The 20,432-nt window shown below is 71.4% G+C and carries 22 protein-coding genes; 20 read left to right on the forward strand and 2 right to left on the reverse strand.

All coding sequences use genetic code 11. The features are described 5' to 3' along the window. Nucleotides 1-7 precede the first annotated feature (7 nt). Both CCL05_RS09390 and ffh read left to right on the forward strand, forming a co-directional pair. Nucleotides 8-2,455: a [protein-PII] uridylyltransferase gene (locus CCL05_RS09390; protein ID WP_086560047.1), complete on the forward strand. Its 2,448-nt coding sequence runs from the start codon at nucleotides 8-10 to the stop codon at nucleotides 2,453-2,455. 83 nt (nucleotides 2,456-2,538) lie between these two features. After that, nucleotides 2,539-4,089, forward strand: coding sequence for a signal recognition particle protein (ffh, locus tag CCL05_RS09395; protein WP_086560048.1), 1,551 nt, complete (start codon nucleotides 2,539-2,541; stop codon nucleotides 4,087-4,089). 58 nt (nucleotides 4,090-4,147) lie between these two features. Here ffh and CCL05_RS09400 read toward each other — a convergent pair whose 3' ends face one another. Further along, nucleotides 4,148-5,002: a methyltransferase domain-containing protein gene (locus CCL05_RS09400; RefSeq protein WP_086560049.1), complete on the reverse strand. Its 855-nt coding sequence runs from the start codon at nucleotides 5,000-5,002 to the stop codon at nucleotides 4,148-4,150. Nucleotides 5,003-5,201: 199 nt separating this feature from the next. On the opposite strand from CCL05_RS09400, the gene proS reads away from it, so the two are divergent. The 18 genes from proS (at nucleotide 5,202) to CCL05_RS09490 (ending at nucleotide 19,881) form a co-directional block, all read left to right on the forward strand. Next, the gene (gene proS / locus CCL05_RS09405) at nucleotides 5,202-6,617 is read left to right on the forward strand and encodes a proline--tRNA ligase (RefSeq protein ID WP_086560050.1); all 1,416 of its coding nucleotides are present in this window, start codon (nucleotides 5,202-5,204) and stop codon (nucleotides 6,615-6,617) included. Nucleotides 6,618-6,889: 272 nt separating this feature from the next. Beyond that, nucleotides 6,890-7,492 (forward strand): hypothetical protein, encoded by a 603-nt coding sequence (locus tag CCL05_RS09410; protein WP_086560051.1) that lies wholly within the window; start codon nucleotides 6,890-6,892, stop codon nucleotides 7,490-7,492. A gap of 295 nt (nucleotides 7,493-7,787) precedes the next feature. Continuing rightward, nucleotides 7,788-8,207, forward strand: coding sequence for a 30S ribosomal protein S16 (gene rpsP / locus CCL05_RS09415; RefSeq protein ID WP_010044494.1), 420 nt, complete (start codon nucleotides 7,788-7,790; stop codon nucleotides 8,205-8,207). Between the two features lie 2 nt (nucleotides 8,208-8,209). Next, nucleotides 8,210-8,449, forward strand: a complete 240-nt coding sequence (locus tag CCL05_RS09420) for an RNA-binding protein (protein WP_003973401.1) — start codon at nucleotides 8,210-8,212, stop codon at nucleotides 8,447-8,449. A gap of 81 nt (nucleotides 8,450-8,530) precedes the next feature. Continuing rightward, nucleotides 8,531-9,109 carry a ribosome maturation factor RimM gene (gene rimM / locus CCL05_RS09425; RefSeq protein ID WP_086560052.1) on the forward strand — a complete coding sequence of 193 codons (579 nt, stop codon included), beginning with the start codon at nucleotides 8,531-8,533 and terminating at the stop codon, nucleotides 9,107-9,109. Continuing rightward, nucleotides 9,109-9,942 carry a tRNA (guanosine(37)-N1)-methyltransferase TrmD gene (trmD, locus tag CCL05_RS09430; protein ID WP_086560053.1) on the forward strand — a complete coding sequence of 278 codons (834 nt, stop codon included), beginning with the start codon at nucleotides 9,109-9,111 and terminating at the stop codon, nucleotides 9,940-9,942. Before rimM ends, trmD begins: the two co-directional genes overlap by 1 nt. A gap of 135 nt (nucleotides 9,943-10,077) precedes the next feature. Continuing rightward, nucleotides 10,078-10,428 carry a 50S ribosomal protein L19 gene (gene rplS / locus CCL05_RS09435; RefSeq protein WP_010044485.1) on the forward strand — a complete coding sequence of 117 codons (351 nt, stop codon included), beginning with the start codon at nucleotides 10,078-10,080 and terminating at the stop codon, nucleotides 10,426-10,428. 45 nt (nucleotides 10,429-10,473) lie between these two features. Then, the gene (gene lepB, locus CCL05_RS09440; protein WP_086560054.1) at nucleotides 10,474-11,199 is read left to right on the forward strand and encodes a signal peptidase I; all 726 of its coding nucleotides are present in this window, start codon (nucleotides 10,474-10,476) and stop codon (nucleotides 11,197-11,199) included. Then, on the forward strand, nucleotides 11,192-12,283 hold the full coding sequence (lepB, locus tag CCL05_RS09445) for a signal peptidase I (protein ID WP_086560055.1): 1,092 nt from the start codon (nucleotides 11,192-11,194) through the stop codon (nucleotides 12,281-12,283). Before lepB (CCL05_RS09440) ends, lepB (CCL05_RS09445) begins: the two co-directional genes overlap by 8 nt. Then, nucleotides 12,171-13,133 (forward strand): signal peptidase I, encoded by a 963-nt coding sequence (gene lepB, locus CCL05_RS09450; protein WP_086560056.1) that lies wholly within the window; start codon nucleotides 12,171-12,173, stop codon nucleotides 13,131-13,133. The genes lepB (CCL05_RS09445) and lepB (CCL05_RS09450) overlap by 113 nt, the downstream gene beginning before the upstream one ends. 51 nt (nucleotides 13,134-13,184) lie before the next feature. Then, on the forward strand, nucleotides 13,185-13,964 hold the full coding sequence (lepB, locus tag CCL05_RS09455) for a signal peptidase I (protein WP_086560057.1): 780 nt from the start codon (nucleotides 13,185-13,187) through the stop codon (nucleotides 13,962-13,964). Next, on the forward strand, nucleotides 13,954-14,478 hold the full coding sequence (locus CCL05_RS09460; RefSeq protein ID WP_086560058.1) for an NUDIX hydrolase: 525 nt from the start codon (nucleotides 13,954-13,956) through the stop codon (nucleotides 14,476-14,478). The genes lepB (CCL05_RS09455) and CCL05_RS09460 overlap by 11 nt, the downstream gene beginning before the upstream one ends. 56 nt (nucleotides 14,479-14,534) lie before the next feature. After that, the gene (locus tag CCL05_RS09465) at nucleotides 14,535-14,843 is read left to right on the forward strand and encodes a DUF2469 domain-containing protein (protein WP_003993268.1); all 309 of its coding nucleotides are present in this window, start codon (nucleotides 14,535-14,537) and stop codon (nucleotides 14,841-14,843) included. Nucleotides 14,844-14,939: 96 nt separating this feature from the next. Further along, nucleotides 14,940-15,332: a YraN family protein gene (locus CCL05_RS09470; protein ID WP_086560059.1), complete on the forward strand. Its 393-nt coding sequence runs from the start codon at nucleotides 14,940-14,942 to the stop codon at nucleotides 15,330-15,332. After that, nucleotides 15,332-16,957: a YifB family Mg chelatase-like AAA ATPase gene (locus CCL05_RS09475; protein ID WP_086560060.1), complete on the forward strand. Its 1,626-nt coding sequence runs from the start codon at nucleotides 15,332-15,334 to the stop codon at nucleotides 16,955-16,957. Before CCL05_RS09470 ends, CCL05_RS09475 begins: the two co-directional genes overlap by 1 nt. Beyond that, nucleotides 16,954-18,111: a DNA-processing protein DprA gene (dprA, locus tag CCL05_RS09480; protein ID WP_086560061.1), complete on the forward strand. Its 1,158-nt coding sequence runs from the start codon at nucleotides 16,954-16,956 to the stop codon at nucleotides 18,109-18,111. The genes CCL05_RS09475 and dprA overlap by 4 nt, the downstream gene beginning before the upstream one ends. Before the next feature lie 275 nt (nucleotides 18,112-18,386). After that, the gene (gene whiG, locus CCL05_RS09485) at nucleotides 18,387-19,229 is read left to right on the forward strand and encodes an RNA polymerase sigma factor WhiG (protein ID WP_086560062.1); all 843 of its coding nucleotides are present in this window, start codon (nucleotides 18,387-18,389) and stop codon (nucleotides 19,227-19,229) included. Between the two features lie 94 nt (nucleotides 19,230-19,323). After that, nucleotides 19,324-19,881: a TetR/AcrR family transcriptional regulator gene (locus CCL05_RS09490; protein ID WP_086560063.1), complete on the forward strand. Its 558-nt coding sequence runs from the start codon at nucleotides 19,324-19,326 to the stop codon at nucleotides 19,879-19,881. A 175-nt stretch (nucleotides 19,882-20,056) separates the two neighbouring features. On the opposite strand, the gene CCL05_RS45545 is transcribed toward CCL05_RS09490, so the two are convergent. Continuing rightward, nucleotides 20,057-20,380 carry a hypothetical protein gene (locus CCL05_RS45545; RefSeq protein ID WP_208641434.1) on the reverse strand — a complete coding sequence of 108 codons (324 nt, stop codon included), beginning with the start codon at nucleotides 20,378-20,380 and terminating at the stop codon, nucleotides 20,057-20,059. Nucleotides 20,381-20,432: the final 52 nt, after the last annotated feature.

Below are 20,432 nucleotides of genomic sequence, written 5' to 3' on the forward strand. Positions count from 1 at the left end.
TCGCTGGGTGACGGGTACGGACGTGCAGAAGGAAGCAGAGGACTCGGGACCCAGCGGCTACGCGGCGGCCCGGCTGCGTCTCCTCACCGAGGAGGCGCGGTCCGGGCCGCCGCGCCGTGCGGCCCTGGCCGACCTGACGGACGACTGGCTCACCGGCCTGTTCGCCGCGGGCGCGGAAGGGCTGCGCGGGGCCTCCCTGGTCGCCGTCGGCGGCTACGGACGCGGCGAGCTCTCCCCGCGCAGCGACCTCGACCTGCTCCTGCTGCACGACGGCAGCGACGCCAAGGCGGTCGCCGCCCTCGCCGACCGGCTCTGGTACCCGGTGTGGGACCTGGGCCTGGCCCTCGACCACTCCGTCCGCACGCCCGCCGAGGCCCGCAAGACCGCGGGGGAGGACCTCAAGGTCCAGCTCGGCCTGCTGGACGCCCGGCACATCGCCGGCGACCTCGGCCTCACGGCCGGGCTGCGTACGGCCGTGCTGGCCGACTGGCGCAACCAGGCGCCCAAGCGCCTCCCTGAACTCCAGGAACTGTGCGCCGAGCGCGCCGAGCGCCAGGGCGAGCTGCAGTACCTCCTGGAACCCGACCTGAAGGAGGCCCGCGGCGGGCTGCGCGACGCCACCGCGCTGCGCGCCGTCGCCGCGTCCTGGCTGGCCGACGCCCCGCGCGAGGGGCTCACCGACGCCCGGCGCCGGCTCCTCGACGTACGGGACGCCCTGCATCTGGTCACCGGGCGGGCCACCGACCGGCTGGCCCTCCAGGAGCAGGACCAGGTGGCCGCCGAGCTCGGCCTGCTCGACGCGGACACGCTGCTGCGGCAGGTGTACGAGGCGGCGCGGCTCATCTCGTACGCCAGTGACGTCACTTGGCGCGAGGTGGGGCGCGTACTGCGGTCCCGCGCCGTGCGGCCCCGGCTGCGCGCCATGCTGGGCGGCGGAAAGCCGACAGCCGAGCGGTCTCCGCTGGCCGAAGGTGTGGTGGAGCAGGACGGCGAGGTGGTGCTCGCCCGCGCCGCACGCCCCGAGCGCGACCCCGTGCTGCCGCTGCGCGCCGCGGCCGCCGCCGCCCAGGCCGGACTCCCGCTCTCCCTGCACGCCGTACGGCGCATGGCGGCCACCGTGCGCCCGGTGCCCACGCCCTGGCCCGCCGAGGCCCGCGAGCAGCTCGTCACCCTGCTCGGCTCCGGCCGCCCGACCATCGAGGTCTGGGAGGCGCTGGAGGCCGAGGGGCTGATCACCCGGCTGCTGCCCGACTGGGAGCGGGTGCGCTGCCGCCCGCAGCGCAACGCCGTGCACCTGTGGACCGTCGACCGGCATCTCATCGAGACCGCCGTGCGCGCCTCCGAGTTCACCCGCCGGGTCAGCCGCCCCGACCTGCTGCTGGTCGCCGCGCTGCTGCACGACATCGGCAAGGGCTGGCCCGGCGACCACTCGGTGGCCGGCGAGATCATCGCCAAGGACGTGGCCGCCCGCATCGGGTTCGACCGCCACGACGTGACGGTCGTCGCCACCCTCGTCCGGCACCACCTGCTGCTCGTCGAGACGGCCACCCGGCGCGACCTGGAGGACCCGGCCACCGTGCGCTCGGTCGCCGAGGCCGTCGGCTCCCAGAGCACCCTGGAACTGCTGCACGCGCTCACCGAGGCCGACGCCCTGGCCACCGGTCCGGCCGCCTGGTCGTCCTGGCGCGGTTCGCTCGTCGCCGACCTGGTCGAGCGGGTCTCCGCGGTACTCGCCGGGGACGTCCCGGACGACCCCGATGACGCCGCGCCGACCGCCGAGCAGGAGCGGCTCGCCATCGAGGCGGTCGCGACGGGCAGCCCGGTCCTCTCCCTGCGGGCCCAGACCGAACCGCCCGCCGGACAGGAACCCTCCGGCGACCCCGAGCCGCTCGGTGTGGAACTGCTCATCGCCGTCCCCGACCAGCCGGGTGTGCTGCCCGCGGTGGCCGGTGTCCTCGCCATGCACCGGCTGACCGTGCGCACGGCGGAACTGCGGTCCCTGACCCTGCCGGACGGCGTCGACGGCTCCGTCCTGCTGCTGGACTGGCGGGTCGCCGCCGAGTACGGCTCCCTGCCGCAGGCCGCCCGCCTGCGCGCCGACCTCGTGCGGGCGCTGGACGGCTCCCTGGACATCGCCGGCCGCCTCGCCGAACGGGACGCGGCCTATCCGCGCCGCCGGGGCGTGGTGGCCCCGCCGCCCCGGGTGTCGGTCCACCCGGCCGCCTCCCGGCTGGCCACCGTCATCGAGGTGCGTTCCCAGGACGCCCCGGGCCTGCTGTTCCGCATCGGCCGCGCCTTGGAGGACGCCGGCGTGCTGGTGCGCAGCGCGCACGTCTCGACGCTCGGCGCCAACGCCGTCGACGCCTTCTACGTGACCGGTCCGCAGGGCGCGCCGCTGCCCGGCGACGAGGCCGAGTCGGTGGCGCGGAAGCTGGAGGAGACACTGCGTGGGTGAGGGCGACCCGGCGACTTGTCACGCCGGGATACCCTGGAGGGCGATTCCCCAGTCTGTCTCCGACCCCGAGGACCGCGAGCGCCGTGTTCGATACTCTTTCCGATCGCCTCTCAGCGACCTTCAAGAACCTGCGCGGCAAGGGACGGCTCTCCGAGGCGGACATCGACGCCACGGCGCGCGAGATCCGGATCGCGCTCCTCGAGGCGGATGTGGCGCTGCCGGTCGTCCGTACGTTCATCAAGAACGTCAAGGAGCGCGCGCTCGGCGCCGAGGTCTCGCGGGCGCTGAACCCCGCCCAGCAGGTGCTCAAGATCGTCAACGACGAACTGGTCACCATCCTCGGCGGCGAGACCCGGCGTCTGCGCTTCGCCAAGCAGCCGCCCACCGTGATCATGCTGGCGGGTCTGCAGGGTGCCGGTAAGACCACCCTCGCGGGCAAGCTCGGCCGCTGGCTGAAGGAGCAGGGCCACTCGCCGCTGCTGGTCGCCTGTGACCTCCAGCGCCCGAACGCCGTGAACCAGCTCAGTGTCGTCGCCGAGCGCGCGGGCGTCAGCGTCTACGCGCCGGAGCCGGGCAACGGCGTCGGTGACCCGGTCAAGGTCGCCAAGGACTCCATCGAGTTCGCCAAGTCCAAGGTCCACGACATCGTGATCGTGGACACCGCCGGCCGCCTGGGCATCGACCAGGAGATGATGCAGCAGGCCGCGGACATCCGGGACGCGGTCAGCCCCGACGAGATCCTGTTCGTCGTCGACGCGATGATCGGTCAGGACGCCGTCAACACCGCCGAGGCCTTCCGCGACGGCGTCGGCTTCGACGGCGTGGTGCTCTCCAAGCTCGACGGTGACGCCCGCGGTGGTGCGGCCCTGTCGATCCGGCAGATCACCGGCAAGCCGATCATGTTCGCGTCGAACGGCGAGAAGCTCGACGACTTCGACGCCTTCCACCCGGACCGGATGGCCTCCCGCATCCTCGACATGGGTGACCTGCTCACCCTGATCGAGCAGGCGGAGAAGACCTTCGACCAGGCCGAAGCCCAGAAGATGGCCGAGAAGCTGGCCTCCAAGAAGGGCCAGGACTTCACCCTCGACGACTTCCTGGCCCAGATGGAGCAGGTCAGGAAGATGGGCTCCATCTCCAAGCTGCTCGGCATGCTCCCGGGCATGGGCCAGATGAAGGACCAGATCAACAACCTGGACGAGCGGGACGTCGACCGCACGGCCGCCATCATCAAGTCGATGACCCCGGCCGAGCGCCAGGAGCCGACGATCATCAACGGCTCGCGCCGCGCCCGTATCGCACGGGGTTCCGGTGTCGAGGTCAGCGCGGTGAAGAACCTGGTCGAGCGGTTCTTCGAGGCCCGCAAGATGATGTCCCGCATGGCCCAGGGCGGCGGTATGCCGGGGATGCCCGGGATGCCGGGCATGGGCGGCGGTCCCGGCCGGGCGAAGAAGAAGCAGAAGCAGGCCAAGGGCAAGCAGCGCTCTGGCAACCCGATGAAGCGCAAGCAGCAGGAGCAGGAGGCCGCCGCCCGGCGCGCGGCCGCCGCCGAGGGCGGAGGCGCCTTCGGGCTGCCGCAGCAGGGCGGCAAGGACTTCGAACTCCCGGACGAGTTCAAGAAGTTCATGGGCTGACGGCCCGTACCGCACGACGCCGAGGGCGCCCCTTCTCGTAAGAGGGCGCCCTCAGTGGTCAGGGTGTCCGGGCGATCAGATACCGGAACACGTTCGGCATCCACACCGTTCCGTCCGGCCGCTGGTGCGGATGCAGCGCCTCGGTCAGCTCCTTGTCCACCTGCACCTGGTCCGTCGCCGTGATCGCCGCGTCGAACAGCCCCGTCGACTTGAGCCCGCGTACCGCGCTGTCCACATCGGCGTATCCGAAGGGGCACGCCACCCGCCCCGACCCGTCCGGCCTGAGACCGGCCCGCTGGGCGACGTCCTCCAGGTCGTCACGGAGGGCCGGGCGCCAGCTGCCCGTGCTGCGCAGCGGCTCCGCCAGCTTGGTGGCGACCCGCAGCACGGACGTCGTGGCGCACCGCTCCGGCGGACCCCAGCCGACCAGCACCACGGCCGCTCCGCGCCCCGCCAGCGGCGTCGCCTCCGCGAGCAGCCCGCCCAGCCCCTCCGAGTCGCCCGCCAGGCACCCGATCGGCTCGAAGGCGGTCACCAGGGTGTACGCCTTGGTGCCCGGCTCGGCCGTGTCCCGGGGTGAGCCGTCGACCAGCCGGTTGCCCGCACGCGCGTGCGTGGCCCCGCCCTCGGGCAGCAGTCGCTCCCGTGCGAGGGCCATTCTTTCGGGGGAAGCGTCGACACCGGTGACCGTCGCTCCCCGCGCGGCGGCCATCAGCAGGGCGAGTCCGGAACCGCAGCCGAGGCCGAGCAGCCGCGTCGCAGGACCCACGTCCAGTCGCTCGTAGACGGCCTCGTAGAGCGGTACGAGCATCCGCTCCTGGATTTCGGACCAGTCACGCGCGCGTGCACGCAGGTCCACGCGGGGTGCGGACCCCGCGTGAGGCAGGTGCTGCCGCACGAGCGTAGGTGTCATAAGTAAGCGCCCCAATCCGCCGAGAGTTGCCTCTTGCCCGATTCCATGGCCCCCGTGACAGTGCGCTCGCACTACCCCCGTATGCCAGGAAACTCCCCCCTCGACCTGTCGTCCAGTGGAATGCGGCCCGGCATATGAGTTGTCATGTGCCTATGGCGAGATTTCACATTCCGGCAACGTGGGCCCGTACGATCTCGCTATGGCCAAGACACCCGTTCTCACCCCCCAGGCGGACGATTTCCCGCGCTGGTACCAGGACTTGATCACCAAGGCGGAGCTCGCCGACAACGGTCCGGTGCGCGGCACCATGGTCATCCGACCGTACGGATACGGGCTGTGGGAGCGGATGCAGGCCGAGATGGACGCCCGCATCAAGGAGACGGGAACCCAGAACGCGTACTTCCCGCTCCTGATCCCGCAGTCGTACCTCACGCGCGAGGCGGACCACGTCGAGGGCTTCGCACCCGAGCTGGCCGTGGTCACGCACGGCGGCGGCAAGGAACTCGAAGAGCCCGCCGTGGTCCGGCCCACCTCCGAGATGATCATCAACGACTACTTCTCGAAGTGGGTGCAGAGCTACCGCGACCTGCCGCTGCTCATCAACCAGTGGGCGAACGTCGTGCGCTGGGAGCTGCGGCCCCGCCTGTTCCTGCGCACCACCGAGTTCCTCTGGCAGGAGGGCCACACCGCGCACGCCACGTACGAGGAGGCGCGCGACTTCGCCGCGCACATCCACCGGAAGGTCTACGAGGACTTCATGGTGAACGTCCTCGCGATGGACGTCGTCCCCGGCCGCAAGACCGTCAAGGAGCGGTTCGCCGGCGCCGTCAACACCCTCACGCTCGAAGGCATGATGGGCGACGGCAAGGCCCTCCAGATGGCCACCAGCCACGAACTGGGCCAGAACTTCGCCAAGGCCTTCAGCACGCAGTACCTGTCCAAGGACGGCAAGCAGGAGCTGGTCTGGCAGACCTCCTGGGGCTCCACCACCCGCATGATCGGCGCCCTGGTGATGATGCACGGCGACGACAACGGCCTGCGCGTCCCGCCGCGGCTGGCACAGACCCAGGCCGTGGTGCTCGCGATCAAGGGCGACGAGGCGGTTCTGGCCAAGGTCCGCGAGGTCGGCGACCGGCTGAAGGCGGCCGGGATCCGCGTCCACGTCGACGACCGCACCGACACCCCCTTCGGCCGCCGCGCCGTCGACTGGGAGCTCAAGGGCGTGCCGGTCCGGATCGAGATCGGCCCGCGCGACCTGGAGAACGGCACCGCGATGCTGGCCCGCCGTATCCCGGGGGGCAAGGAGCCGGTCTCCCTGGACGCCCTGGTGTCGCTGCTGCCGCAGGTCCTCGAGGAAGACCAGGCGCTGTTGCTCAAGCAGTCCCGGGAGCGCCGCGAGTCCCGTACGAGCGAGGTCTCGACGATCGACGAGGCGGTCGAGGTCACGGGCGCCGGCGGCTGGGCGCGCATCCCGTGGGCGGTGCTCGGCGAGGAGGGCGAGGCGAAGCTGGCCGACCACGCGGTGACCGTACGGTGTCTGGTCGCCGAGGACGGGTCGGTGCCGGACGCCGACGACGCACCCGGTAACGTCGCGATCGTCGCGCGCGCTTACTGAGTGAGCCGCACGCGCTCACCGAGTGGGGCGCAAGGCGACCGAAACGCCTCTTGCGTAACCGCGGACCACTGTTCCCCCGGCGCGCGCACATGCTCTACGCGCCGGGGCGTACGCGGGACTACGCACCACCTTGTGGTGAGCTGTGAGGCTTCTCCACAGATCAGCGCACCCGCCCTCGTCGGGACGCATCAGAGGCAACTGACGGGTACGTGCAAATTATTTGGGATGCCCCGGAATCGGAACACTGGGGCACCCCGGCTCGTTGTCATTACGTGAGCACGACACAGACACCACCTGTTCTCGCCGCAGAGCTGGCACAGGCGTGGGCCGACATTCAGCGGTACCACCCCGAGCTGCCCGACCTTGCCGCGCCAGAGTCCCTGATCGGGGAGTCGTCGTCCGCGTGCGGGCACGAGCTCTCCTTCGAGCGACTGCTCCATGAGGCAGTCCATGGCATCGCCGCCTCCCGCGGCGTCCGCGACACCTCCCGTGCCGGCCGCTACCACAACCGCAGATTCCTCGCGATCGCCGAGGAGCTGGGCCTGGACCACCCCGAGGAACCGCACCCCAGCAGCGGCTTCTCCCTGGTCACGCTCACCCCCGAGGCGAAGCGCCGCTACCGCCCGACCATGGAGCGCCTCCAGCGCGCCCTCAAGGCCCACACGGCCGCGACCTCCTCCGACACCTCCCGCACCTTCCGTGGCCCGGCCGCCCGGCACGGCTCCTCCGGCGGCGGCGTCCGCGTCAAGGCGGTCTGCGACTGCGGCCGCAACGTACGCGTCGTGCCGTCGGTCCTCGCCCAGGCGCCCATCGTCTGCGGCGGCTGCGGCAAGCCGTTCCGCATCCCGGACGTGGTGGGAGCGGTGGCCGGCTGACGTCCACCACCGGCATCTCGTGGCTGCCGGTCGGGACAGCACCCGCCACTGCCGGGCAGGGCACCCGACGTACTTCAACTCCACGCCGGGTGCCCCCTCACCCTGCCCGCACGGTGGCGAACCCCGCGGTCAAAGCCGCCCGGCAGGGTGTGGCACAATGGCTAGCTGTACTCGACAGCCGCACAGGAACCCTCTCGCCTCCGGCTGACGCGTCCATCGGGCACTCGGGTACCGCAACCCCACGCGGCTTCTCTCGCCGTGCCCAACCACGTCAAAACCAGGAGAACCCACTCCCGTGGCAGTCAAGATCAAGCTGAAGCGTCTGGGCAAGATCCGTTCGCCTCACTACCGCATCGTCGTCGCCGACTCCCGTACCCGTCGTGACGGTCGTGCGATCGAGGAGATCGGCAAGTACCACCCGACGTACAACCCGTCGGTGATCGAGGTCGACGCCGAGCGTGTGGCGTACTGGCTCGGTGTCGGCGCCCAGCCGACCGAGCCCGTGATGGCCATCCTCAAGAAGACCGGCGACTGGCAGAAGTTCAAGGGCGAGCCCGCCCCGGCTCCGCTGCTGACGCAGCCCGAGAAGGCCGCGCGCCCGTCGTTCGAGGCCATCGGCGGCGACGACGAGGGCAAGGGTGAGGCGATCACCCAGAAGAAGAAGGCTGAGAAGAAGGACGAGGCCGCCGCTGAGTCCGCTTCGACCGAGGCCTGAGCATGCTCGAGGAGGCTCTCGAGCACCTCGTGAAGGGCATCGTCGACAACCCTGACGATGTGCAGGTCGCCTCGCGCAACCTGCGCCGCGGGCGAGTGCTCGAGGTCCGGGTCCACCCGGACGACCTCGGCAAGGTGATCGGCCGCAACGGCCGCACCGCACGCGCCCTGCGTACCGTCGTGGGCGCTATCGGCGGTCGCGGTGTCCGCGTCGACCTCGTCGACGTGGACCACGTCCGCTGACGCTTCAATGCAACCGGCTCGGGCCGGGGATGGCCTGAGGGCCGTCCCCGGCCCGCAGTCGTATGACAGGAGACTGGACACGTGCAGTTGGTAGTCGCACGGATCGGCCGCGCCCATGGCATCAAGGGCGAGGTCACCGTCGAGGTACGGACGGACGAGCCTGAGCTCAGGCTCGCCCCCGGCGCCGTCCTCGCCACCGATCCCGCCGCCGCGGGACCCCTCACCATCGAGACGGGCCGCGTCCACAGCGGCCGGCTCCTGCTGCGCTTCGAGGGCGTCAGCGACCGCACCGGCGCCGAGGCGCTGCGCAACACCCTCCTGATCGCCGAGATCGACCCGGAGGAACTGCCCGAGGGCGACGACGAGTACTACGACCACCAGCTGATCGACCTCGACGTGGTCACCGCGGACGGCACGGAGGTCGGCCGGATCACGGAGATCTCGCACCTGCCCACCCAGGACCTGTTCATCGTGGAGCGCCCCGACGGCAGCGAGGTGATGATCCCCTTCGTCGAGGAGATCGTCGCCGAGATCGACCTGGAGGAGCAGAAGGCCGTCATCACCCCGCCGCCGGGCCTGATCGACGACCGAGCGGAGATCGCGTCCAGCCGGGAAGAGACCGCCGACGGGGACGAGACCGCCCGCCGGGAAGAGTCGTAATGCGCCTCGACGTCGTCACGATCTTCCCCGAGTACCTGGAACCGCTGAACGTCTCCCTCGTCGGCAAGGCACGCGCGCGTGGACAGCTGAACGTGCACGTCCACGATCTGCGTTCGTGGACCTACGACCGCCACAACACCGTCGACGACACGCCCTACGGCGGCGGCCCCGGCATGGTCATGAAGACCGAGCCCTGGGGAGAGGCGCTGGACTCCGTCCTGGCCGACGGCTACGAGACCGGCTCCCACACGCCCGCCCTCATCGTGCCCACGCCCAGCGGCCGCCCCTTCACCCAGGAGCTCGCCGTCCACCTGTCCGAGCGCCCCTGGCTGATCTTCACGCCGGCCCGCTACGAGGGCATCGACCGGCGCGTCGTCGAGGAGTACGCGACGCGGATGCCGGTGTACGAGGTGTCCATCGGCGACTACGTCCTGGCCGGCGGCGAGGCGGCCGTCCTCGTCGTCACGGAAGCCGTGGCGCGGCTGCTGCCCGGCGTCCTGGGCAACGCCGAGTCCCACCGGGACGACTCCTTCGCGCCCGGCGCCATGGCGAGCCTGCTGGAGGGGCCCGTCTACACCAAGCCGCCCGAGTGGCGCGGCCGGGACATCCCCGACGTGCTGCTCAGCGGCCATCACGGGAAGATCGCCCGCTGGCGGCGGGATGAGGCCCTGAAGCGCACGACGGCCCACCGGCCCGACCTCATCGAGCGGTGCGACCCCAAGGCCTTCGACAAGAAGGACCGGGAGATGCTGTCCATCCTGGGCTGGGCGCCCGACCCCGCGGGGGAGCCGTACGGCCGATTTTGGCGCAGGACCGAGGGCGTGGAAGAATAGCCAGCTGTTGTGCGTCCGTCCGGCGCGCGCCCCTGCCACAGGGGGAGACGACGCCCGCTCCGACCCGCACGACCCTGATCCAGAACACCTAGTTTCCGTTGATGACCTGTGGCATCAGCGAGGAAAGCAGACGAAATGTCTCACCTGCTCGACACCGTCGACTCCGCGTCGCTGCGCAGCGACGTCCCCGCCTTCCGCCCGGGCGACACGGTCAACGTGCACGTCCGCGTCATCGAGGGCAACCGCTCCCGTGTGCAGCAGTTCAAGGGTGTGGTGATCCGCCGCCAGGGTGCCGGCGTCCGCGAGACCTTCACGGTCCGCAAGGTCTCCTTCTCCGTCGGCGTCGAGCGCACCTTCCCGGTGCACACCCCGATCGTGGAGAAGATCGAGCTCGTCACCAAGGGCGACGTCCGCCGCGCCAAGCTGTACTACCTGCGCGAGCTGCGCGGCAAGGCCGCGAAGATCAAGGAGAAGCGCGAGAACTGAGCGCTCTCCGGAGTTCACATCGGGGCCGGATAGCATCTGGCTCCGATGGACACCGAAGCTCAGCAGACGGAGCGCGACCGCTCCTCCCGCCCTTCCGACTCCGAGGACACCTCGGATCCCGGAGGGCCGGAGGACCGGTCGCGTTTCGCGTTGTCGCGTGTCACCGAGTGGGTCCCGGGAGGCCGGATCACTCTGACGCTGCTGGCCTGCCTGCTCTTCCTGCTGGTGCTCAGCACGTTCGTGCTGCGGCCGTTCCAGATCCCCAGCGGATCCATGGAACAGGGATTGAGGATCGGGGACCGGGTTCTCGTAAATAAGTTGGCGTACCGTTTCGGAGCCGAGCCGCGGCGGGGAGACATCGTCGTGTTCGACGGGACCGGGTACTTCGGGCACGCGGACTACATCAAACGCGTTGTCGGCGTGGGGGGAGACCACGTCGTCTGCTGCGACAGGGAGGGGAGGATCCAGGTGAACGGCCGGCCGGTCGACGAGTCGGGCTTCCTGTATCCCGGCGACAGCCCCTCCACCGTGCCCTTCGACGTCGTCGTGCCCGGCGCCACCCTGTTCCTCCTAGGCGACCACCGCGGCGACTCCAGCGACTCCCGTGACCACCTCGGCTCGCCCGGCGGCGGCATGGTCCCGGTCGGTGAGGTGATCGGCCGCGCCGACTGGATCGTCTGGCCCTTCGGCCACGCCACCCGGCTGCACCGCCCCGACGCCTACGCGCGTGTGCCCGCTGCCGCCGCCGGAAGGGCGGGCGCCCATGGGTAACCGCGGCAAGCCGCGCGGCGCCCCCGCCAGCCCCGCCGACAACCTGCTGCCGACCGGCGCCCGGCGCGCCTCCGGCCCGTCCGGCGGCCGTACGCGCGCCGAGCGGCGCAAGCTCCAGAAGAAGGTCAAGCGGCGCCGCAGGCGCGGTGCCGTCAAGGAGATCCCCCTCCTCGTCGGCGTCGCCGTCCTCATCGCGCTCGTGCTGAAGACGTTCCTCGTCCAGGCCTTCGTCATCCCGTCCGGCTCCATGGAGCAGACGATCCAGATCGGCGACCGCGTCCTGGTCGACAAGCTCACCCCGTGGTTCGGCTCCAAGCCGCAGCGCGGGGACGTCGTCGTCTTCAAGGACCCCGGCGGCTGGCTCCAGGACGAGCAGACCACCCTTCCGAAGGACGACCCCATCGTCGTCAAGCAGGTCAAGGAAGGGCTCACCTTCATCGGCCTGCTGCCGTCCGACGACGAGAAGGACCTCATCAAGCGGGTCGTGGGCGTCGGCGGAGACCGCGTCAAGTGCTGCGACACCCAGGGGCGCGTGACCGTCAACGGCATCCCGCTGAACGAGGACTACCTGTACCCCGGCGCCGCCCCGTCCGACACGCCGTTCGACATCACCGTCCCTCCGGGCCGGCTGTGGGTGATGGGCGACCACCGGAACAACTCCGCGGACTCCCGCGCCCACCAGGACACCGACTACGGCGGCACGGTCTCCGAGGAGGAGGTCGTCGGCCGGGCCATGGTTATCGCCTGGCCGTTCGGGCACTGGACCACCCTGGAGGAACCGAACACATACGCCTCCGTGTCCGACTCGGCCCCAGGGTCGACCGCTGCTGCCGAACTGTCGCATAGGGTTGCCTCCGACGATTCGAACGGAACGATCCAGCTCCCGACCCCTGCGGAACTCCCGCTCGTTATGGGAGTGGTGGGCCTGCGTCGTGTGCGGGGCAGGCAGCGGCACAGAGTGAGGAGTTGGCGTGGGGGATGTGGCGGTTGGCGCACGGTCCGGACACGACGGCGAGGAGCACCGCGGACGCCCCGCGCAATCCGCCGTCCCGGCCGCGGACAGCGCCGTGACCTCCGGGAATGACTCCGGAGCAGCCGAGGGCGACAGGGTGACAAGCGAGTACAGCACAGCCGAGGGCGAGGGGCCGGGGGGCCCGGCCAGGACGCCGAAGAAGCAACGCTCCTTCTGGAAGGAGCTGCCCATTCTGATCGGCATCGCGCTGGTGCTCGCGCTGCTGATCAAGACGTTCCTGGTGCAGGCGTTCTCCATCCCCTCCGACTCGATGCAGAACACCCTTCAGCAGGGCGACCGCGTCCTGGTCGACAAGCTGACCCCCTGGTTCGGCTCCGAGCCCGAGCGCGGCGAGGTCGTCGTCTTCCACGACCCGGACAACTGGCTGGCGGGCGAGCCGACGGCGGATCCGAACGCCTTGCAGACGTTCCTCAGCTGGATCGGCCTCATGCCGTCCGCGGAGGAGAAGGACCTCATCAAGCGCGTCGTCGGCGTCGGCGGCGACACGGTCGAGTGCAAGGGCACGGGCCCGCTGAAGGTCAACGGCAAGGCGCTGGACGAGCGGTCGTACGTCTACGCGGGCAACACTCCGTGCAGCGTCGACGACCAGGGCGGTCAATTCAAGGTAAAGGTTCCCAAGGGGTACATCTGGGTCATGGGCGACCACCGGCAGAACTCCCGGGACTCCCGCTACAACCAGTCGGACGAGCACCAGGGCATGGTCCCGGTGAAGGACGTCGTCGGCCGGGCCGTCGTCATCGCCTGGCCGATCAACCGCTGGGACAACCTGCCGGAGCCGGACACCTTCGACCAGGCCGGTCTGAACGCCCAGCCGGCCGCGGCCGGTCCGGCGGTGGCGCCGCAGGGGGCGGCGCTGCTGGGTGTGGTGCCGGTGGTGCTGTGGCGCCGCAGGAAGCAGTGATCCCGACGGTGGGCTGACCCCGGTCGGTACCCCCGGGTAGGGTGCGGACCCATGGGTGGCGAGAGCATGACGCACACGGCCCCGCGCGGCGGTGCCACAGGCCCGGGCCCGGTGGGCAGCCGGACCGGACAGCGGTTGTCCGGGCTGGCCGTCGCACTGGGCCTCGTGCTGTTCCTCGGGGGTTTCGCCTGGGGGGCGGTGGTCTACCGGCCGTACACGGTGCCCACCAGTTCGATGACCCCGACGATCGACGCGGGCGACCGGATCCTGGCGCAGCGCGTCGACGGCGGCGAGGTGCGCCGCGGTGACGTCGTCGTCTTCAAGGACGCGACCTGGGCCAACGCCCCGATGGTCAAGCGCGTCGTCGCCGTCGGCGGCGACACGGTCGCCTGCTGCCAGGACGGCAAGCTCAAGGTCAACGGCAAGGAGATCGACGAGACGTACCTGCCCAAGGGCACACCGGCCGAGATGAGCAACTTCCCGACCGTGACCGTCCCCAAGGGCCGTCTCTTCCTGCTCGGTGACGAGCGGGGCAACTCCGTCGACTCCACCGCCCACCTCACCGACGCCGCCAGCGGCACGGTGGCCCGCTCCGCCGTGGACGCCCGCGTCGACTCCGTGGTCTGGCCCATGAAGGGCATGCTGGAGCGCCCCACCGGCTTCGAGCCGCTCGGCACCCTGTCCTCGCCCGGACCGCTGCGGACGATCATCGCCCTGGTGATCCCCGGTGCCGTGCTCGTGCTGGGCGGGGGTGCCTACGGTCCCGTCGCCAAGCGTACGGGCGCGTCCCGGGCCCGGCGGGCGAGCGCGGAGCCCGCCGGTGTCCGCTGAGGCCGTGGGGGCGGGCCAGGACACCTACGAGGGCGGGCTGCGCAAGGTAGCCCGGGTCGTGCTGCTCGACCCGCGGGACCGCATCCTGCTGCTGCACGGGCACGAGCCGGACGATCCGGCCGACGACTGGTGGTTCACCCCCGGCGGCGGCGTGGAGGGCGAGGAGACCCGTGAGGAGGCCGCCCTGCGGGAACTCGCCGAGGAGACGGGCATCACCGAGGTCGAACTGGGCCCGGTGCTGTGGCGGCGGATGTGCTCCTTCCCGTTCGCGGGCCGTCGCTGGGACCAGGACGAGTGGTACTTCCTGGCTCGAACGGACCGTACGGCGGTCGAAGCCGCGGGGCTGACCGAGCTGGAGCGGTGCAGTGTCGCCGGAGCGCGCTGGTGGACGTGTCCGGAACTTTCCCGGGCACATGAGACGGTGTATCCGACCAGACTCGCCGGGCTGCTGCGCACGCTGCTCGACGAAGGTCCCCCGGCCAGGCCCGTGATCCTTGACCCGGAAATCGTCTAGGGGCACGCGGGACTGGCGCACAATGGTGGGATCGCACGGCTGAAGGGGAACATGCCATGAGCGCCGAGGACCTCGAGAAGTACGAGACCGAGATGGAGCTGAAGCTCTACCGGGAGTACCGCGATGTCGTCGGTCTGTTCAAATACGTGATCGAGACCGAGCGGCGCTTCTACCTGACCAACGACTACGAGATGCAGGTGCACTCGGTCCAGGGTGAGGTGTTCTTCGAGGTGTCCATGGCGGACGCCTGGGTGTGGGACATGTACCGGCCGGCGCGGTTCGTGAAGCAGGTCCGGGTCCTCACGTTCAAGGACGTGAACATCGAGGAGCTGAACAAGAGCGATCTCGAACTGCCGAGTGGATGACGTTCCCTCAGGAGGGTGACGTTCACCCGGAAGGGTGACGGAGTTTTCCACAGCCGCTGAGCTGTCCACCAAGATCCACTTCGTGGGGACGGGTGCGTGATCGTTGGCGCCGGAGGTGGTGCCGACATGAACGCACGCAGTGCGATGGGCAGGTACGGAGAGACGCTGGCCGCCCGGCGGCTCGCGGAGAGCGGACTGACGGTCCTGGTGCGCAACTGGCGCTCGGGCCGGGCCGGAGAGATCGACATCGTGGCCAGGGACGGGGACGTCCTGGTCGTCTGCGAGGTGAAGACCCGCAGGGAAGGTCCCTTCGAGCATCCGATGGCCGCCGTGACCCCACAGAAGGCGGAGCGGCTGCGGGACCTCGCCGAGCGGTGGATCCAGACGCACGGGGGCGCACCGCCCGGCGGAGTCCGCATCGACGTGGTCGGGGTGCTGCTGCCGGCCCGCGGGGCGGCCGTGGTCGAGCATGTGCGGGGGGTGGCCTGATGGGATTCGCCCGTACGTGTTCGGTGGCGCTGGTCGGAGTCGAGGGCGTGGTCGTCGAGGTCCAGGCCGACCTGGAGCCGGGCGTCGCGGCCTTCACGCTGGTCGGGCTGCCCGACAAGAGCCTGACGGAGAGCCGGGACCGGGTGCGGGCCGCGGTCGTCAACTCGGGCGCGGCCTGGCCCCAGAAGAAACTCACGGTCGGCCTGAGCCCGGCCTCCGTCCCCAAGTCCGGCAGCGGCTTCGACCTGGCCGTCGCGGCAGCGGTTCTCGGCGCGGCGGAGCGCATCGACCCACGGGTCCTCTCCGACATCGTGATGATCGGCGAACTGGGGCTGGACGGGCGGGTGCGGCCGGTGCGGGGTGTCCTGCCGGCGGTGCTGGCGGCGGCTGATGCGGGGTATGAGCAGGTGGTCGTGCCCGAGTGCGCCGCGGCCGAGGCGTCCCTCGTGCCCGGGATCTCCGTCCTGGGCGTGCGGAGCCTGCGCCAGCTGATCGCCGTCCTGGCCGACGAACCCGTGCCCGACGAGGATCCCGACGAGCAGGGCCGCCCGGACCCGCTCCTCGCCGGCCTGCGCATGCCGGGCACGGGCGCCGCCACGGGCATGCACAGCGTCGGCGCGGCCCAGCACGAACCCGGCCACGACCTGGCGGACGTCGTCGGGCAGATCTCGGCGCGCACAGCGGTGGAGGTCGCCGCCGCGGGCGGACACCACCTGTTCCTGGAAGGGCCTCCCGGCGCCGGCAAGACGATGCTCGCGGAGCGGCTGCCCGCCATCCTGCCCCGGCTCGGCCGGCAGGAGTCACTGGAGGTCACCGCGGTCCACTCGGTGGCGGGCCTGCTGCCTCCGGGCAAACCCCTGATCGACGTCGCCCCCTACTGCGCCCCGCACCACTCGGCCACCATGCAGGCGCTCGTCGGCGGCGGCCCGGGCATCGCACGGCCCGGCGCGGTGTCGCTGTCCCACCGGGGAGTCCTCTTCCTGGACGAGACGCCCGAGTTCAGCGGCCAGGCCCTGGACGCCCTGCGCCAGCCGCTGGAGGCGGGGCATGTCGTCATCGCGCGCAGTGCGGGAGTGGTGCGCTTCCCGGCGAAGTTCCTGATGGTGCTCGCGGCCAACCCCTGCCCGTGCGGCCGGTTCTCGCAGCGGGACGACCTGTGCGAGTGCCCGCCCTCGGCGATCCGCCGCTACCAGGCCAGGCTCTCCGGCCCGCTGCTCGACCGGGTCGACCTGCGCGTGGAGGTCGACCGTGTCACCCGCACCGAGCTGACCTCCTCCGGCGCGCGCGGCGAGTCCACCGCGACGGTCGCCGACCGGGTGCGAGCGGCGCGGGAGCGGGCCACGGCGCGCCTCGCCGGCACTCCGTGGCGCACGAACAGCGAGGTACCCGGACGTGACCTGCGCAGCCGCTGGTACGCCGTGTCCGGGGCGATGGACGAGGCCGAGCGGAACCTGGAGCGGGGCGTCTTGACCGCCCGCGGTCTCGACCGCGTCCTGCGCGTGGCCTGGACCATCGCCGATCTCGTCGGCCACGACCGGCCCGACGCGACGGACGTCGCCCTCGCGCTCCAGTTGCGCACCGGTGTCCCGAGGGGAGTCCCCATGGCCATCGGAGCGCTGACGTGAGCGTCGCCGGTGAACCGGACAGCGAGCTGCTCGCCCGGGTGTTTCTCACCCGTGTCATCGAGCCCGGTGACGAGATCGGCGGGCGCTGGGTGCGGGAGTCCGGCGTGCGGGAGGTGGCGCGGCGGCTGTCGGAGGGCGGGCGGCCCCTGGCCGGAGTGAGCGGGAAGCGGTGGAAGGGCCTGCTGGCCCGGGCCGAGGTGGCCCGGCCGCGCGCGGACCTCGCCGTCGCCCGGGAGGCCGGGGTGCGGTTCGTCGCCCCGGGGGACGCGGAGTGGCCGGGGCAGCTCGATGATCTCGGGGATGCCCGGCCGCTCGGGCTGTGGGTGCGCGGGCGGGCCAGCCTGCGGATGTGGGCGCTGAGGTCGGTGGCCGTCGTCGGCGCCCGCGCCTGCACCGAGTACGGGGCGCACATGGCGGCCGCCCTCGCCGCCGGCCTCGCCGAGCAGGGCTGGGTCGTGGTGTCCGGCGGCGCCTACGGAGTCGACGGCGCCGCTCACCGCGGGGCCCTCGGCGCGGGCGGTGCCACGGTCGCCGTCCTCGCCTGCGGCGTCGACCGCCCCTACCCGCGCGGACACACCCAGCTGATCAGCAGAATCGCCGAACAGGGACTGGTCATCGGCGAGTTGCCGCCCGGTGATCACCCGACACCCAGCCGGTTCATCCTGCGCAACCGGGTGATCGCGGCACTCACCCGCGGCACCGTGGTCGTCGAGGCCGCCCACCGCAGCGGCTCGCTGGTCACGGCACGGGCGGCACAGCGCCTCGGCCGGTACACCATGGGCGTACCGGGCCCGGCCACCAGCGGGCTGTCCGCCGGGGTGCACGAGCTGCTGCGCGGCGAGGCGGCCCTGGTCACCGACGCCGCGGACGTCATCGAGCTGGTCGGCGACATCGGAGAGCTGGCCCCCGACCGGCGCGGTCCCGTCCTGCCCCGGGACCTGCTGGCACCGGCCACTCGGCAGGTGCTCGCCGCGCTCCCGGGCGGCCGGGCGGCCCGCCCGGACGAGATCGCGCGCCGCGCACAGACCGCACAGGACGACGCGATCGCGAGACTGTACGAACTCCGGGCACTCGGTTACGTCGAACGACACGGCGACGGCTGGAAGTTGACACGCCAGGCGCTGATGTCGGTCCGCGGCGGTCCGGGGCCATGACGGCCGCGCCTGTTCGGCCGTCCGGGGGAACCCCGACATCCCTTGGAAATTCCCCCAGTTGGGGTCCTCCGGTGATCACACCGAGCGAGCTCGCCGACCCGGTCGGACGCCCTGAGGAACGTATCTGCGCACTTTTGGACCTCCGTCCTTCGCGCACCGCGACACCTCAGTCACGCTACGCTCACGAGGATCACGGCACGGACAGGCAACTCGACATCGGACAGACAGCCCACCCCAGCAGCACCACTCCGCAGCAGAACGGCACAAGGCGACGAATGCCCCAGCACACCTCCGGGTCCGACCGGGCGGCGATCCCCCCAGCCGCCCGTGACGGTGGCAGCGTGCGGCCGCCCGCTCCCTCGACGCTCGACGAGCTGTGGCGGTCGTACAAGGCGACGGGTGACGAGCGGCTGCGGGAGCAGCTGATCCTGCACTACTCGCCACTCGTGAAGTACGTCGCCGGCCGGGTCAGCGTGGGCCTGCCGTCCAATGTCGAGCAGGCGGACTTCGTCTCGTCCGGGGTGTTCGGGCTGATCGACGCGATCGAGAAGTTCGACATCGACCGCGAGATCAAGTTCGAGACGTACGCGATCACCCGGATCCGGGGCGCGATGATCGACGAGCTGCGGGCCCTGGACTGGATCCCCCGGTCGGTGCGGCAGAAGGCGCGCAACGTGGAGCGCGCGTACGCCACGCTGGAGGCGCGGCTGCGGCGGACGCCGACCGAGGGCGAGGTGGCTGCCGAGATGGGCATCGCGGTGGAGGAACTGCACGCGGTGTTCAGCCAGTTGTCCCTGGCCAACGTGGTGGCCCTGGAGGAACTGCTGCACGGCGGGGCCGAGGGCGGCGATGGCCTGAGCGTCATGGACACGCTGGAGGACACCGCCGCCGACAACCCCGTGGAGGTCGCCGAGGACCGGGAGCTCCGCAGGTTCCTCGCACGGGCGATCAACACGCTGCCCGAGCGGGAGAAGACCGTGGTCACGCTGTACTACTACGAGGGGCTCACCCTGGCCGAGATCGGGAACGTGCTGGGGGTGACCGAGAGCCGGGTCAGCCAGATCCACACCAAGTCGGTGCTCCAGCTGAGAGCGAAACTGGCGAGCTTCGGCCGCTGACCTGGCCGGATGGCGACGGGGCGGCGGAGGCCACTCCCGCCGGGCCGGGCGCGTCCGTACAGTGGTTGACGTGCCAAGGATTCGAGCGGCCTCCGTGGCCGAGCACCGGTCGATGCAGCGAGCCGCCCTGCTGGACGCGGCTCGCGCCTTGTTGTCCGAGGGCGGTACGGAGGCGCTGACCTTCCCGGCCCTTGCCGAGCGGACGGGGCTCGCGCGGTCGTCCGTCTACGAGTACTTCCGGTCACGGGCGGCCGTGGTCGAGGAGCTGTGCGAGGTCGACTTTCCCGTCTGGGCGGCGGACGTGTCGGCGGCGATGCAACGGGCGGGGACGGCCGAGGCCAAGGTCGAGGCGTATGTGCGGCAGCAGCTGGAACTGGTGGGGGACCGGCGGCATCGGGCCGTGGTGGCGATCTCGGCGAGTGAGCTGGACCCCGGGGCCCGGGAGAAGATCCGGGCGGCGCACGGCGGGCTGGTCGCGATGATCGTCGAGGCGCTGGACGAGATGGGGCACGAGCAGCCCCGGCTGGCGGCGATGCTGGTGCAGGGGGTTGTGGACGCGGCGGTGCGGCGGATCGAGCTGGGGGCCGCGGAGGAGCCGGGCGTCATCGCGGACGCGGCGGTGAGTATGGCCCTGCGGGGTGTGCGGGGCTGAGCCGCGTCGGTGCGGGCGCCGGGTGGGTGCGCATCCCGGCGTCGCGGGGTGCCCCTGCGCCCCATGGGGGTGGGCCTCCGTCGTCAGGGGCAAGGTGTCCCGGCCTGGGAGTGTGCACCTGTGGCAGCAGTGACCGCCGAGCAGGAGCACGTCGGCGCAGTTGCTGCTCAGGTGGCTAATGGCCCAACCATCGGCGCAGGCGGCGCCTGCGTGGGCGGCGGGACCGCCGCGTCCGGGCCGCGCTCGTGCCCGCTGCGGTGCGGCCGGTCCACCGTGGGTCGTCGGAGACGACCGGTGTCTGGCGGTCGGCCTGGGCGCGGATCTCGATGTGGGACTCGTGGGAGGTGATGCGCATGGCCTCCTCGTAGGAGGCCAGCGCGCCACCTAGGGCGGACCCGGCCAGTCCGCGGCGGAGCACCAGGCGCTTCAGCCAGGTGAAGAGCCCCATCACCGCGATCAGACAGCCGGACACCACCAGGTAGGGGACGACTTCACTCATGCGTCGCCGCCTCGCCCTTCATGTCATCTCGGATCCGCACCGGCTCGAGCGC

The sequence above is a fragment of the Streptomyces africanus genome, assembly GCF_002150735.1.
GTDB lineage: Bacteria > Actinomycetota > Actinomycetes > Streptomycetales > Streptomycetaceae > Streptomyces > Streptomyces africanus.

What these genes read in the sequence shown, in the direction of transcription:
- CCL05_RS09400 (WP_086560049.1), bottom strand. Translation starts at nt 5,002, where the DNA reads ATGACACCTACGCTCGTGCGGCAGCACCTGCCTCACGCGGGGTCCGCA.
- proS (WP_086560050.1), top strand. Translation starts at nt 5,202, where the DNA reads ATGGCCAAGACACCCGTTCTCACCCCCCAGGCGGACGATTTCCCGCGC.
- CCL05_RS09420 (WP_003973401.1), top strand. Translation starts at nt 8,210, where the DNA reads ATGCTCGAGGAGGCTCTCGAGCACCTCGTGAAGGGCATCGTCGACAAC.
- trmD (WP_086560053.1), top strand. Translation starts at nt 9,109, where the DNA reads ATGCGCCTCGACGTCGTCACGATCTTCCCCGAGTACCTGGAACCGCTG.
- rplS (WP_010044485.1), top strand. Translation starts at nt 10,078, where the DNA reads ATGTCTCACCTGCTCGACACCGTCGACTCCGCGTCGCTGCGCAGCGAC.
- lepB (WP_086560054.1), top strand. Translation starts at nt 10,474, where the DNA reads ATGGACACCGAAGCTCAGCAGACGGAGCGCGACCGCTCCTCCCGCCCT.
- lepB (WP_086560055.1), top strand. Translation starts at nt 11,192, where the DNA reads ATGGGTAACCGCGGCAAGCCGCGCGGCGCCCCCGCCAGCCCCGCCGAC.
- lepB (WP_086560057.1), top strand. Translation starts at nt 13,185, where the DNA reads ATGGGTGGCGAGAGCATGACGCACACGGCCCCGCGCGGCGGTGCCACA.
- CCL05_RS09465 (WP_003993268.1), top strand. Translation starts at nt 14,535, where the DNA reads ATGAGCGCCGAGGACCTCGAGAAGTACGAGACCGAGATGGAGCTGAAG.
- CCL05_RS09475 (WP_086560060.1), top strand. Translation starts at nt 15,332, where the DNA reads ATGGGATTCGCCCGTACGTGTTCGGTGGCGCTGGTCGGAGTCGAGGGC.
- whiG (WP_086560062.1), top strand. Translation starts at nt 18,387, where the DNA reads ATGCCCCAGCACACCTCCGGGTCCGACCGGGCGGCGATCCCCCCAGCC.
- CCL05_RS45545 (WP_208641434.1), bottom strand. Translation starts at nt 20,380, where the DNA reads ATGAGTGAAGTCGTCCCCTACCTGGTGGTGTCCGGCTGTCTGATCGCG.